This window comes from Haloferax sp. AB510, from assembly GCF_024136985.1.
Classification (GTDB): Archaea; Halobacteriota; Halobacteria; order Halobacteriales; family Haloferacaceae; genus Haloferax.
In genome coordinates, this window is record NZ_JAMYJY010000110.1 from 1 (window position 1) to 11,970 (window position 11,970).

Here is an 11,970-nt window from a genome sequence, read left to right on the forward strand (position 1 = left end):
GGGTCGACCACGGCGGTTCTGTGTCGAACCGCGTCGAGGGCGTCGGCGACGAACCAGTCGTCCGCGGCCGGGTCCCAGTCGTCGAGGTCGGGCTTCGACCGGTTCGACGCCGTCGCCCGCGAGGACGCCCGCGGGGTGCGGCCGCAGGTACGACTCGTCGGTCGCGTCGTAGACGGTGGCCGCGGTAGTCGCAGTCGGCGACGAGCGCCTGCGCCCGGTAGGGTTTGAGCGCGATGGGGTGGCCCGCCTCGGCGAGCAGGCGGCGCGAGTGGACGCCGGCCGCGACGACGACGGCGTCGAAGCGGGCGGTCAACACGTCGTCGACGGCGACGCCCGGCGGGTCGGTTCGGAGCGACACCGCGTCACCGACGCGGAACTCGACGCCCGCGGACTCGCACTTCTCGACGAACAGGTCCGCGTAGGCCACCGGGTCGGCCCAGCCGGCGTTCTCGGCGACGCCCGCGAGGAGCACGTCGTCGGTCCGAATCGGGAACCGGGCGGCCAGTTCGTCGGCTCCGACGAGCGACACCGCGCGGTCGTGGACGCGCATTCGCTCGACCGATTCTTCGAGGGCCGCGGCCGCCGCGTCGTCGCCCTCGCGCGCGAGGAAGACGTACGGCGTCTCGTGGAAGACGAACTCGCCCTCGCCCGAGAGACGCCGGAATCGAGCCATCGCGCTATCGGCGACGGCCACGTCGATGTCCTCCGCGTAGGCGTCGTAGCAGATGCCGGCGGCGCGGCCCGTCGACCCGCCGCCCGGGGTGTCGCGCTCGAACAGCGTGACTCGCGCCCCGCGCTCGGCGAGGTCGAAGGCGGTCGTCAGGCCGACCGCGCCCGCGCCGACGACCGCGACGCGCGCTGGTGTGTCCATACCTCGTCTGGGTCAGCGACCGACTTGAATGGCGGTTGCTCTCGGTCTCGTGGTCGTCGTCAGTCGCCGCCAGTCGTCGGGCGCGTAGTCGGTCGATGCGCGCGGCGCAGTCGCTCAGGATGTGTAGAGAGACGGGGTAGGTCAGCCGGCCGTGGCCCACGTGGAAACCACGTGGGTCCGAAAGGAGCCACCTGACCGTGCCGTCACCTGTCCTCTCCGGCGACCGCGTAAAAGGCCTCCGGTGCGGTGCGGAGACGGGACGGGCGCGGGCGACTCGCCGGACTACTCGGCGAACTCGTCGACGCCGCGGGCCGGGTAGCCGACCACGAGGTCGATACCGGCGTCGCGGAGGTCGTCGATGCGCCGCCGCACGTCGGTCACGGAGCCGATGAGGGCGTAGTCGCGCGCGGCCTTCAGGAGCACCTCGCGGGCGCGACCCTCTGCCGAGGCGTCAGTTGCGGCGTCGTCGGGGAGCGCGCGAGCGACGGGGCGGCGACGTGAGACGTACGCGCCGACGGCGTCGAGAATCTCGTCGTCGTCGTCGGTGAGGGCGGTCGGGGCGTAGACCGCAATTTCGCCGTCAAAGCCGGCCGCCCGGAGCGCCCGAACGTCCCTGCGGGTCGACCGCGAGAGGAGTTCGTACTGGGTGCCGCCGGCGGCGAGGGCGATTCGCTCGATACCCTCGGTGCCGACCCACGCGTCGGGCGCGCGCTCTCTCGCGGCGCGGAGTCGGGGGGCGACCGCGCGGCCCGCCTCGTCGTCGGTCAGATACGCGCCGTGGCCGGCCACGAGCACCTGCCGAATCCCGTCGGGGAGCCACTCGTACAGCGAGTCGTCGCTGAGGGGGTCGAAGCCGTCGGCCCGGACCGGCGTGGTCAGTCGAACCTCCTTTTCGGCCGCGAGCTCGCGAAGCACGTCCTCGTCGGGGAGTCGCTCGCGACCCTCGTAGTCGATAGCGACGACATCGAGCGGGACCGACAGCGCCTCGCGCACGTCGCACTCGGCGGGTTTGAGTGCGACAGCGTCCAGACCGGCTTTCGAGACCGCACGCTCGGCGGTCAACATACTATCACCACAGAAATTTCAGTACCGTCGCGGAACGCGATCCATCGTCTGTGCGACCATGTGAGAACGGATAGCGCGGAGGAGGGCAAAACCCTGTCGGTGACGGCGATGCTGGCTCTCCCGGCGACGTTTATATACCACGTTTCGAAGCGGCGGCGAGCCGTGTCGAACCGCGTGCCGACTCGTCTCACGGCCGAATACCGGTGGTTCGTCCGTCGTACGTCCACGATTGTATTCAGGAGGCAATTCTAGACTGCGATTAGTAGTCGAAAATGAATCGTGACAGTCTCAGACGCCCGTTTTCGGTGATTCCCAGTTCTATAGATTCGGAAATCGCGTCGCCGTTATATGGGGTTCGCGGCCGACGATTCAGATGTAAGGTGAACCGAGATGCCCGCTAACGCACAAATCGAGATGCTGGGGAACAGAATGGACTTCGACTACTCGCGGGGCGTCACGGGCTACGTGCTCGTGTTGACCCGCCTCATCACCGGTTACTGGTTCCTCCACGCGGGCTGGGGGAAGATAACCGGTGAGGCGTTCAACGCCGGCGGCTACCTTGCGAACGCCCCCGCCGCCTCGCCGCTGCAGGGCTTCTTCGCGTGGGCCGCTGCGACCCCGTGGCTCCTCGACCTCACGAACATCATGGTTCCGTGGGGCGAGTTCCTCATCGGCCTCGGGCTCATCGTGGGTGCACTCGTCCGGCTCGCCGCCTTCTTCGGCGGCGTCCTGATGGTGTTCTTCTACCTCGGGAACGCCGACTGGGGCCACGGTCTCGTCAACGGCGACCTGTTCGGCCTCATGATGTTCGCCATCGTCGGCACCCTCGCTGCGGGCCGCATCCTCGGCCTCGACGCCATCATCGAGAAGATGGAGTTCGTCCAACAGCGCCCCGCGCTCAAGTACCTCCTCGGCTGAGGAGATACTCGGGGGGCAGAAAGGGAGTTGTCGTGGGGACGACGACACGCGGACGCGGTCTTGTTTTTCGGAACTGACTCAGACACCGCGAGCGGGCGCGCTGGGTGGCAGTTGAGCCGCGGAGAACGAGACGTCGAGCGGGCGCGCTACACCGGGTAGTCGGCGTCGGGGTCGACCACGCGGTCGACCTCCTCGGGGGCGTGCCAGTCGGTCGTGAGTTCGAGCAGTTGCACGAGCATCCGTCCGGTCGCGCCCCAGACGGTGTAGCCGTCGACGTGGAAGAAGTGGAGCCGAATCTCGCCGTACTGCGGGTGGTCGCGGCGCTCCGACTCGTAGTTCGCGCGGTCGGTCAGGTCGTCGACCGCGAGCACCGCGATTTCGGCCACTTCGCGCTGGTCGGGTTCGTACTCGCGGTCGGGTACCGTGGCGACGAACGGGGAGACGGCGTAGTCGGTCACGGTGAGAATGTCGTCGAGTCGGCCGTGAAACGTGGTCTCATCGGCTCGAAGGCCGATTTCCTCGTTGGACTCGCGAAGCGCGGTCGCCCGCAGGTCGGCGTCGCTCGGTTCGCGCCCGCCGCCGGGGAAGCTCATCTGGCCCGGATGCTCGCCGAGGTGGTCGGCGCGCTTGGTAAACAGGATGTGCGGCCGCTCGTCGCGGAACACGACGGGGGCGATGACGGCCGCCCGCCGGCCCGCGTCGACGGTCACCGGTTCGTGTCGGGTGACGCCCGCGAGGTCCATCGTCACGATTCGTAAAGAGATGCCGAGACTTAGGCCTGCCCCTCCGCGTCCAGCGCGGCGTCGAGGCGCTCGCGAATCGACTCCACGTCGGTGTCGGCCCACGCTTCGAGGTCGTACGTCACGTCCAGCAGACGCTCGATTTCGTCGTCGTCGCCCGTCTGCACCGCGCTCGCGGCCGCCGCCCGGAGACGCGATTCGACCTGCGTCGCCAGTTCGTCCCGCGGCACCTCGCGGGTCGGGTAGTCGAGGATGTGCGGGAGATCCTCCGCCCGGTCGGGGAGCGTCGGAAACGCCATCGGCCCGACCGTCAGGAGTTCCGCGTCAGTCTCATCGTCCTCGTAGGGGACGAGGTAGTAAGCGTCGACCGCGTCAGAAATCGCGCCTGAGAGGGCGTCGCCGTCGGTTTCGCGGCCCTGCTTGAACGCGAGTTCGTCCAGCGCCGTCTCCAGTTCCACGCGGGTGAGCGCGCCGAAGAGGTCGACGACGCCCGCGAGGTCGTCGTAGGTGGCCTCGCTCATCGCCCCGCAGCCTCCCGCATGTCGTCGAGATCGGCGCTCGCGGCGGCGAGCACTTCGTCGGGCGACAGCGACGTGTCCCGCCACGCCGGGAGCCGCGTGTCCTCACCGGGCTTCGAGATGGCCTCGGCGTAGGTTGCGACCTGTTCGCGCTCGTCTCCCCGGTCGTAGTCGAAGCCGTTGAACGCCGCGTCGGCCGCGTACTGCTCGACCAGTCTGTTCCCGGCCTCGCGGTAGCGCTCCGCGAGCGTGTCGAACTCGACGTTCCCGCCGTGTTCCACGACGGCCCGGAGGAGCGTCCGCCCGACCGACTCGCTCATGTCCGAGAGGCCGGTCGGCCCGCTCACGGAGCGGTGGTCGTGTTCGTACTCGCCGAGGTCGACCTGCGCGCTCCGGTCGAAGCCGGCGTGAGCGAAGGCGTCGCCGAGGGTGCCGACTTCGAGGCCCCACTTCCGCGGCGACCGCATCCGCAACGCGAGGTCCGAGGTGGCCGCGAACTCCCCCGCGAGGGCGTACCGGAACGAGTCGAGATACCGAACGATTGGTGCGTCAGTCTCGTCCTCAAGTGCCCGGACGAGCGGGGCGTAGAACAGCCTGAACAGCCGGCCGTAGAGCCGCCCCTCCTCGACGCGGGCGTAGTAGCCCTTCGAGAAGTCGTGGCCGTGCGCGAGCGGAAACAGGAGCCGCGGAACGTAGCGCTCGTCGTAGGTCTTCGTGTCCGCGTCGTGGACGACGACGTACTCCTCGCGGGCGGCGCAGCCGAGCGCGAGCCACACGTCGCGGCCCTTGCCCCGCTCGCCGTCGAGGCCGTGGGAGTCGAGAAGGTCGGCGACGCGGGGGCCGTCGCACCACAGCACGTCGAGCGGCAGGTCGTACTCGTCGAGCCAGTCGGCGAACGGGGCCACCCGGTCGGCGGGCGCGCGGAGGGGGACGACGACCCGCGCCGGCGAGAGCGACTCCAGCGTCGAGAGCACCCGCTCGGCGGCGAGGCCGGCGTACTCGCGCTCCGTCATCGGCACGACCACGGCGGCGCGGCCGGTCGGGGCGTCGGGGACCGAACCGGAGAGGTCGTGGAGCGTCGTGACCCGCTCTTGTACGTACTCCATCGTGTCGGTCGAGGGACCGGGCGAGCAAAAGTGCGGCGAGAGCCGAGCCGACTGCCGGCTTCGCTCCGGGAGAGTCCGGGCAGACCGGGGGGTCAGTTCGGGATGCGCCCGGCGCGCTGGAAGGCGATGAGGCCCGTGACGACGACCGCCAGCCCGACCGAGAACCAGAAGAACACCTCGTCGAACGCGTAGCCGAAGTCGGTCAGGGTGCCGACCACGCCCGACCCGCTGGCCTGGAATATCATCATGCCGAACGAGTACACCGAGTAGGCGCTCCCGCGGCTCTCGTCGGGCAGCGTGTCGAGCAGGTAGGCGTCAAGGGCCGGAAAGAGGCTGTGGATGACGTAGCCGACGACCGCGGTGACGACGAGGAGGCCGACGAGGCTCGTCGTCACGGTCAGGACGAACACCGAGACGACGAAGGAGACGAGCACGCCGAGGATGTACGGGATGCGCGGCAGTTTGTCGGCGAGCCGCCCCGAGAGGAAGAACGCCGGCACGCCCGCGCCGAAGATGACCGTCAGCATGTTGCGCGCCGTCGTCGCCGGCAGGCCCTTCGACACCATGTACAGCTCGTAGAAGTTGAACAGGCCCTGCCAGACGAAGCCGGTGAAGCCGAGGATGACGATGCCGGTGAGGATGACGCGCCACTCGCTCCGGGCCGCACCGAGGAGGTCGCGGTCGGCCGCGCCCGCGTCGGGGAGGTCTGTCGAACGGGCGGTAAAGAACAACGCGAGGGTCACGACGGCGGCCGCGAGGCCGACGCAGACGAAGACGAGTTGCCACGCCGCGGAGACGAACGGAAGCCGGGGGACGAGGTCGGGACCGACCGCGAGGACGAGCGTGACGAAGGGAGCGACGCCGACGGCCGCGAGCTGGCTGGCGGTGCCGTGGATGCCCATCGCGCGGCCGACGCGGTCGGGGAACAGCTCGCTCACGAGCGGGTTTGCGGCGACGAAGTACGCGCCCGAGGCGAGCCCCATCGAGACCGCGCCGACCATCAGCGTCTCGACGGTGGTCGCGCTGGCGGTCACGCCCGAGGCGACGACGAGGACGACGCCGGTTCCGAGCACCACCCGGTGTCTCGGAACGCGGGTGAGGAGCCAGCCGGTCGGGACGCGGAGGACGGCGCTCCCGAGCCAGACGAGGGTGGCGACGATGCCGACGGTGGCGCGGTCGACCTCGAAGAACGTGATGAACTCTCCGAGAAGCGGTGCGAAGACGACCCGCGCGAGGTTGACGAGCAGCACCATCCCGCAGAGGGTTCCGAAGAGGCGGCCACGTGACACGGACGGAAGCGCGCACCGCGAGGTGACAACACTTTCGACTGAACGAGGCCGTCGGGGCGTCGTGCGGGCGAAAACGGGGGGTCGTCGTCGGGTTTTTATGTTCGTTGCACAAACGAACGCTTATGAAGACAACGCGGAAGGGGCTTCGAGACGGGGAGTTGGAGAAGGATACCTACGGACGACTGACCTGTTCCGAGTGCGGCGAGTCGCTGAAGAAGAAGAACGACCCGGACGAGGTGTTTTCCCTCCGCATCTGCGCCGACTGCGGGCGGGAGTGGAAAGAGCTCAGATAAGGCGAACCGACCGACAGCGGACGCCCGACGGGAACCGGCGGCCGCTCACTCGAACACCGAATCGAACGTCCGCGCCCCGAGGGGGTCGAACGTGCCGGCCGCGATGTTCTCCGCGACGTGTGCGACCGACGACGCGCCGACGAGCGCCGCGGTCACGCCGGGCGCGCTCCGCGAGAAGTTGAGCGCCCGCTGGGCCGCCGTGTCGCCGGCGAGCACCGAGTTCACCGACGCCGGAATCTCCGCCGCGAGGTCGCCCTGCGCGAGGCTGGCGCTCGTGAAGGCGTGCAGGCCGTGCTCGTGGGCGTACCAGAGCGCGCTCATCGCCTCGCCCGCGTCGGTGTCGTGGGCCTCGACGGTGAACGCGTCGGCCATCACGACGTTGAACGGGAGCTGAATCGCTTCGAGCGAGTGTTCGTCATTGCCGACGGTTTCTGCCGCACGCTCGGCCCGATGGACGAGTTCGGGGAGCGACAGGTACGCGTCGTGGTCGGGCGCGACCCGGAGCGCCTCCCACGTTGCGACACCGTAGCGACCGATGTCGTCGCCGGCGACCCGGCGTTCGAGGACCTCGAAGGAGGCCTCGACGCGGTCGTACACCGTCTCACGGTCGGCGATTGTCAGTTGCGTCTCGGGGTTGTGGAGGTAGTAGCAGTCGATGTGGTCCAGTCCCGTCAGGTCGAGCGACCGGTCGAGCATCTCGTCGACGAACGCGGGCGCGATGGTGTGACTGCCGTGGGCGAGTTCGTCGGCGTCGGCGAGGCCCGCGTCGAGGACCGTCTCGCGGACGTACGCGCCGGGGTCGTCGGGGCGCTCGCGGTCGAAGGGGACGAACCCGGCCTTCGAGGCAACGACGACGGCGTCGCGGTCGACGTCGGCCCCGCGGACCGCGTCGCCGACGACTCGTTCGGCGCGGCCGTGACGGTAGTTCGACGCCGTGTCGACGAGGTTGACGCCGTGTTCGAGCGCGGAGACGAGCGACTCGCGGTAGCGGTCGTCGACCGCGTCGGTCGGCTCGCCGAGGTAGGTCCCGATGCCGATACTGGAGACGACGCCTGGGCCGAACCGGCGGTAGAACGTTCGGCCGAAACTGTCACCGAACCGGTCGCGGTAGGCCCACGTCGCCCGTCCTGTAGCCATGGCCGGGGCTACGGCGGCCGACGGTTAAGGGCCACCGGTCCGGGTTCGGAGACGGCCGCCGGCGAGTCAAATATCGCCCGACAGCGCCTCGAAAACGTGTTCGATGAGTTCGTCGCGGGCGATGGACTCGCCGTTGCCGCCGTCGGTGACGGCGTCGGGGCGGATTATCTGGCCGCCGCCCATCCGGGCGTGGCCGCCGGCGCTCGCCCCGCGGTAGTGGTCGAGCGCGGCCTCCAGCGTCCGACCCATGTGAACCCGGTCGTCGCGGGAGCGACCCGAGAGGTAGACATTGCTCTCGCGCTCGCCGCAGACGACCGCCGCGGTGACGCCTTCGAGTTGGATGAGTTCGTCGGCCGCCTGCGGAATGGCGTCGACGTTCGAGATGGTGCCGATGTCGGCGACTGCGAAGGGACCGCGCACGTCGCGGCCGGCGATGGCCCGGGCCTTCGCCTCCAGCACCTCGCGGGAGACCTCGGGATTGGCGATGCGGTCGAGGTGGTCCTCGTTGACGCCGGGAAAGAGGAAGCCGGCGGCGTCGAAGTCGGCGGCCGAACAGCCCGCAGTGAGATGTTTGGTGTCCGTGAGAATCCCGTAGACGAGACCCGTCGCGACCTGCGAGGGGACGGTGTACGAGGCGTTCACCTCGCTGGCGTGCATGTCCGGCGGGACGGGTTTCGCGCCCACGTCGCGGAAGTACTCGGCGATGATGCTCGAACACGCGCCGTAGTCGGTACGGACGTCGGTGAACACCTCGCCGGTCCCGTCGCCGGGATGGTGGTCGACGACGGCGTAGGGGAGGACGCCCTCTGCCCCCGCGAAGCCGCGGGGCGCGTTGTGGTCCACGAGGACGACCGCCTCGGCGGCGAGGTCGCTCACGTGGTCGATGGGGTCTAAGTCGAGGTCGAGAACGGTACGAAACGCGCGATTTTCCTGGTGTCGAATCTGGCCGGCGAACTGGATTGTCGGTGTGGTGCCGACCTGTTCTGCGAGACAGGCTACGCCGATTGCCGCGGCCATGGCGTCGGGGTCCGGGTTCGGGTGCATGAGGACGGCGACCTCGTCGACGTCCTCCAGCGCCTCGGCGAAGCGCGTGCCCATCGGCCGCTTGAAGCGAATCGCGGCGTAGACGACGAGCGAGAGGGCGCCGAGCGCGACGACGAGCGCCGCCGCGATTTCGGGGTGCGCGCGCACGAACGAGTCGATAGACTCAAAGATAGCACCCGTGTCGAACTGCCCCACCGGACCGAACATACACAACACGACCGGGGCCTACCGTATGAATATTCCCCCTAATCGAGTTGTCCTGAGTGACAGAATTTCGGGGGTTCGAACCTGTCGTCCCCCGAATACGCTCAGTCGTCGCCGGCCCGGTAGGCGTCGATTGCCGCCCGGTAGCCCTCTCGATACGTCGGATATGTGAACGAATAGCCGAGTTCGCGGAGGTAGTCGTTCGAACAGCGCTTGCTCGTCAGGATACGGCGGCGGGCGGCCTCCGAGAGGTCGCCGTCGGCGAGGCGTTCTTCCTTCGTGCGCTTTTCGGGACGCGGGACGCCGCACTCGTCGGCCAGCCAGTCCGCGAACTCGTGTTTCGAGACTGGTTCGTCGTCGACGACGAGGACGGTGTCGTCGCGGGCGCGGTCGGTTTCGAGGAGGTACGCGACGACGCCCGCGGCGTCGTCCCGGTGGACCATGTTGAGGTAACCCGCCGTGACCGGGCCGGTCAGGTAGCGTTCGAGTCGGTAGCGGTCGGGACCGTAGAGCCCGGCGAACCGGGTGACGGTCCCTTCGATTCCCCGCTCGGCGGCGTGCTCGCGGGCGACGCGCTCGGCCTCTGCGAGGACGCGCGTCTTGTCGGTCGTCGGGTCGAGTGGCGTCGATTCGTCGACGAATTCGCCGCCGTGGTCGCCGTAGACGCCCGTGCTCGACGTGTAGACGAGGCGCTCGGGCGGCGACTCTCGGGCGGCGAAGTGGTCGATTGCCGTTCGGAGACCATCGACGAAGACGGTCCGGGCGGCGTCGGCCCCGCGGCCGCCGGAACTCGCGGCGAAGACGACGTGGTCCACGTCGGGGACTGACGCCAGCGAGTCGGCGTCCGTCACGTCGGCGCGAACCGCTTCCGCACCGGTCGCTTTGACGGCGGCGAGGCCGTCGTCGGAGCGGCGGACGCCCCACACGTCGTGGTCGTCAGCGACGAGCGTGCGAGCGAGTTCGAGGCCGACGTAGCCACAGCCGAGGATGGCGACTTTCATCGCTCGTTTCGGACGGCGATGACGTGGTGGATGGCGGCCAGTTCGTTCAGCGTGGCGGCGGTGCGGCCCTCGATAGCCTGCTGAATCTCCTGTCCGGAGAGGTCGAGGTCGACCTCGGACGCGAGCGTGTCAACGTCGAGGATACCGCTCGTCATGCCCATGAGGAGGTGGTCGCGGAACTCCCAGACGATGGCGTCGGCGTCGGGGTTGCCGTCGGCGAGTTCGAGAACTGCGGCGGCCTGTTCGAGCGTGAGGTCCAACACGCCGTTCGAGAGCGCGGCTTCCGAGACGCCGGCGGCCTCGGCGGCCGTCTCCGACCCGGCGGCGTCGACTGCGCGGCGAATCTCGTCCTCGTAGGCGGTGCGCAACTCGTCGGCCGAGAGGGTTCCGGGCTTCGCGGCGGCGTCGTACAACATACACGCGGGTTCGGCGTTCCGGCGGCAAAACGGTTGCCACTCGGGTCGTATTGGCGGCTATTCGTTCGCGCGGCAGTCGGCCGCGACGGTGCAACCCGGACCGCCCGCCCACCCCTCGGAGCGCTCGTCCGCGTCGCCGTCGATGTCACCGACGCCGACGCCCGACGGGGGCACCGCGACGACGATTGCCGTCTCCACGTCGAACGCGACGCGGTCGCCGCGGCCGACTGTCTCCGCGACGCCGTCGTCGTCCCAGTCGAGAGCAACGGTCGAGCCGTCGCGGGCGTACGTGAGAGATTCGGCGTCGCCGCGGGCGTGGACGCGGAACTGCGCGAACTCGCCGGCGACTTCCACGTCCCAGACGTTGACCGTCGCGTACCAGTACCCCGGGACGGGCGCGACCGGCATCCCGGCGGGGACGCGCTTGAACGACTTCCCGAACCGCGAGTCGAGCGTGTCGTTCAGGCGGTCGGTGACCGCGTCCTCGGTGGCGTTCATCGCCGCGTCGGTCGCCATGTCGCTGAGGGCCTGCTGGCGGGCGCTCCGCGTCGTCTCGACGGTTCGGTTCGTGAGTCGCTGTGGGACCGTCGTCGAGCGGTCCCGACGGACGGTTCGGAACGCCTCGTCGAGGCGGCGTTCGAGGAGGTCGGCCTCGACGGTTCCCGTGTCGGCAGTTTCGACGGCGATTGCGCGGGCCGCAGAGCCGTTCGTGACCGCCAGCGCCCGGTGGGCTGGGTCGTCCCACTCGCCGAGCGCACGCTTCAGAATCCGCTGGCGCTCCGTCACCGAACGGTCGGTGTGCGCGCGGAGCGTGTCCCTAGCGGCCTCCTCCGCGGGAACGGTCGACCGGTCGACCGCGGTTTCGAGCCTGTCGCGCCGGTCGGCGAGCGTCTCGTTCGTCCCATTCGTCGCCGCGAGCGTCGAGTCGGCGGCGAGGAGCGCGCGGGCCGCAACGCGGAGCGGGACGCGGCGGTTCGCGCCGAACACCGGTTCGAGGACGGTATCGGCGGCGTCGCCGTAGGGGAGCGTGAACAGGTTGGTGTTGCGAGCGACGAGCGGGTGGTAGGTGCCGCCGCGGGAGACGGTCGGCATCGCGGACCCCGAGAGACCGCCGAGCGAGAGGTACATCGGGTCCGCGTCGGGGACGAACCGGACGCCGGTTTCGTTGCCGGTTCCGTTCGCGCCGTCTGCTCGCGTCTCACCCAGCGCCGCGCGGGCGACCGCCTCGGCACGGACCGCCTCCGAGAGCGACCCAATAGCTGCGTCTGTGCTCGCGTCGTCGGCCGCGCCGGTCGCCGCCGCGGTCCGGTTCGCCCGGCGGTCAAGTGTCGCCAGCACGCGGTCGAGATACGCGGCGCGAACCGCGAC

The 11,970-nt window shown here is 69.5% G+C and carries 11 protein-coding genes and 2 pseudogenes; 2 read left to right on the top strand and 11 right to left on the bottom strand.

Features of this window, described 5'->3' with window-relative positions:
- Both NKF06_RS17030 and NKF06_RS17035 read right to left on the bottom strand, forming a co-directional pair.
- Positions 1–871 (bottom strand): annotated as a pseudogene (locus NKF06_RS17030) (FAD-binding oxidoreductase); the annotation flags it as partial.
- A gap of 282 nt (positions 872–1,153) precedes the next feature.
- Entirely contained in the window at positions 1,154–1,936 is a 783-nt protein-coding gene (locus tag NKF06_RS17035; RefSeq protein ID WP_253246084.1) for a luciferase, read from the bottom strand.
- A 429-nt stretch (positions 1,937–2,365) separates the two neighbouring features.
- Between NKF06_RS17035 and NKF06_RS17040 the strand changes: the two genes are divergently transcribed.
- Positions 2,366–2,854: a DoxX family protein gene (locus tag NKF06_RS17040; RefSeq protein ID WP_253246089.1), complete on the top strand. Its 489-nt coding sequence runs from the start codon at positions 2,366–2,368 to the stop codon at positions 2,852–2,854.
- Positions 2,855–3,000: 146 nt separating this feature from the next.
- Here NKF06_RS17040 and NKF06_RS17045 read toward each other — a convergent pair whose 3' ends face one another.
- From NKF06_RS17045 to NKF06_RS17060, 4 genes are all read right to left on the bottom strand, one after another.
- Entirely contained in the window at positions 3,001–3,597 is a 597-nt protein-coding gene (locus NKF06_RS17045) for a CoA pyrophosphatase (protein WP_253246090.1), read from the bottom strand.
- A 29-nt stretch (positions 3,598–3,626) separates the two neighbouring features.
- Positions 3,627–4,115, bottom strand: a complete 489-nt coding sequence (locus tag NKF06_RS17050) for a hypothetical protein (RefSeq protein ID WP_253246085.1) — start codon at positions 4,113–4,115, stop codon at positions 3,627–3,629.
- Positions 4,112–5,218: a glycosyl transferase family 2 gene (locus NKF06_RS17055; protein WP_253246086.1), complete on the bottom strand. Its 1,107-nt coding sequence runs from the start codon at positions 5,216–5,218 to the stop codon at positions 4,112–4,114. The genes NKF06_RS17050 and NKF06_RS17055 overlap by 4 nt, the downstream gene beginning before the upstream one ends.
- 92 nt (positions 5,219–5,310) lie before the next feature.
- Positions 5,311–6,471, bottom strand: coding sequence for an MFS transporter (locus NKF06_RS17060; protein WP_058827987.1), 1,161 nt, complete (start codon positions 6,469–6,471; stop codon positions 5,311–5,313).
- Between the two features lie 158 nt (positions 6,472–6,629).
- On the opposite strand from NKF06_RS17060, the gene NKF06_RS17065 reads away from it, so the two are divergent.
- Positions 6,630–6,800: an HVO_0758 family zinc finger protein gene (locus NKF06_RS17065; RefSeq protein WP_004972738.1), complete on the top strand. Its 171-nt coding sequence runs from the start codon at positions 6,630–6,632 to the stop codon at positions 6,798–6,800.
- Between the two features lie 45 nt (positions 6,801–6,845).
- Here the strand turns inward: NKF06_RS17065 and NKF06_RS17070 are convergent, their stop codons facing one another.
- The 5 genes and pseudogenes from NKF06_RS17070 to NKF06_RS17090 form a co-directional block, all read right to left on the bottom strand.
- Positions 6,846–7,937, bottom strand: a complete 1,092-nt coding sequence (locus NKF06_RS17070) for an aldo/keto reductase (protein ID WP_253246087.1) — start codon at positions 7,935–7,937, stop codon at positions 6,846–6,848.
- 66 nt (positions 7,938–8,003) lie between these two features.
- Positions 8,004–9,188, bottom strand: coding sequence for a DHHA1 domain-containing protein (locus tag NKF06_RS17075; protein WP_004972741.1), 1,185 nt, complete (start codon positions 9,186–9,188; stop codon positions 8,004–8,006).
- 101 nt (positions 9,189–9,289) lie between these two features.
- Complete coding sequence (locus tag NKF06_RS17080) at positions 9,290–10,186, bottom strand: SDR family oxidoreductase (protein WP_253246088.1); 897 nt, start codon at positions 10,184–10,186, stop codon at positions 9,290–9,292.
- On the bottom strand, positions 10,183–10,602 hold the full coding sequence (locus NKF06_RS17085) for a DUF5791 family protein (protein ID WP_058827984.1): 420 nt from the start codon (positions 10,600–10,602) through the stop codon (positions 10,183–10,185). Before NKF06_RS17085 ends, NKF06_RS17080 begins: the two co-directional genes overlap by 4 nt.
- 57 nt (positions 10,603–10,659) lie before the next feature.
- Positions 10,660–11,970 (bottom strand): annotated as a pseudogene (locus NKF06_RS17090) (hypothetical protein); the annotation flags it as partial.

What these genes read in the sequence shown, in the direction of transcription:
- NKF06_RS17065 (WP_004972738.1), top strand. Translation starts at nt 6,630, where the DNA reads ATGAAGACAACGCGGAAGGGGCTTCGAGACGGGGAGTTGGAGAAGGAT.
- NKF06_RS17035 (WP_253246084.1), bottom strand. Translation starts at nt 1,936, where the DNA reads ATGTTGACCGCCGAGCGTGCGGTCTCGAAAGCCGGTCTGGACGCTGTC.
- NKF06_RS17080 (WP_253246088.1), bottom strand. Translation starts at nt 10,186, where the DNA reads ATGAAAGTCGCCATCCTCGGCTGTGGCTACGTCGGCCTCGAACTCGCT.
- NKF06_RS17060 (WP_058827987.1), bottom strand. Translation starts at nt 6,471, where the DNA reads ATGGTGCTGCTCGTCAACCTCGCGCGGGTCGTCTTCGCACCGCTTCTC.
- NKF06_RS17050 (WP_253246085.1), bottom strand. Translation starts at nt 4,115, where the DNA reads ATGAGCGAGGCCACCTACGACGACCTCGCGGGCGTCGTCGACCTCTTC.
- NKF06_RS17070 (WP_253246087.1), bottom strand. Translation starts at nt 7,937, where the DNA reads ATGGCTACAGGACGGGCGACGTGGGCCTACCGCGACCGGTTCGGTGAC.
- NKF06_RS17075 (WP_004972741.1), bottom strand. Translation starts at nt 9,188, where the DNA reads ATGTTCGGTCCGGTGGGGCAGTTCGACACGGGTGCTATCTTTGAGTCT.
- NKF06_RS17085 (WP_058827984.1), bottom strand. Translation starts at nt 10,602, where the DNA reads ATGTTGTACGACGCCGCCGCGAAGCCCGGAACCCTCTCGGCCGACGAG.
- NKF06_RS17045 (WP_253246090.1), bottom strand. Translation starts at nt 3,597, where the DNA reads ATGGACCTCGCGGGCGTCACCCGACACGAACCGGTGACCGTCGACGCG.
- NKF06_RS17040 (WP_253246089.1), top strand. Translation starts at nt 2,366, where the DNA reads ATGGACTTCGACTACTCGCGGGGCGTCACGGGCTACGTGCTCGTGTTG.
- NKF06_RS17055 (WP_253246086.1), bottom strand. Translation starts at nt 5,218, where the DNA reads ATGGAGTACGTACAAGAGCGGGTCACGACGCTCCACGACCTCTCCGGT.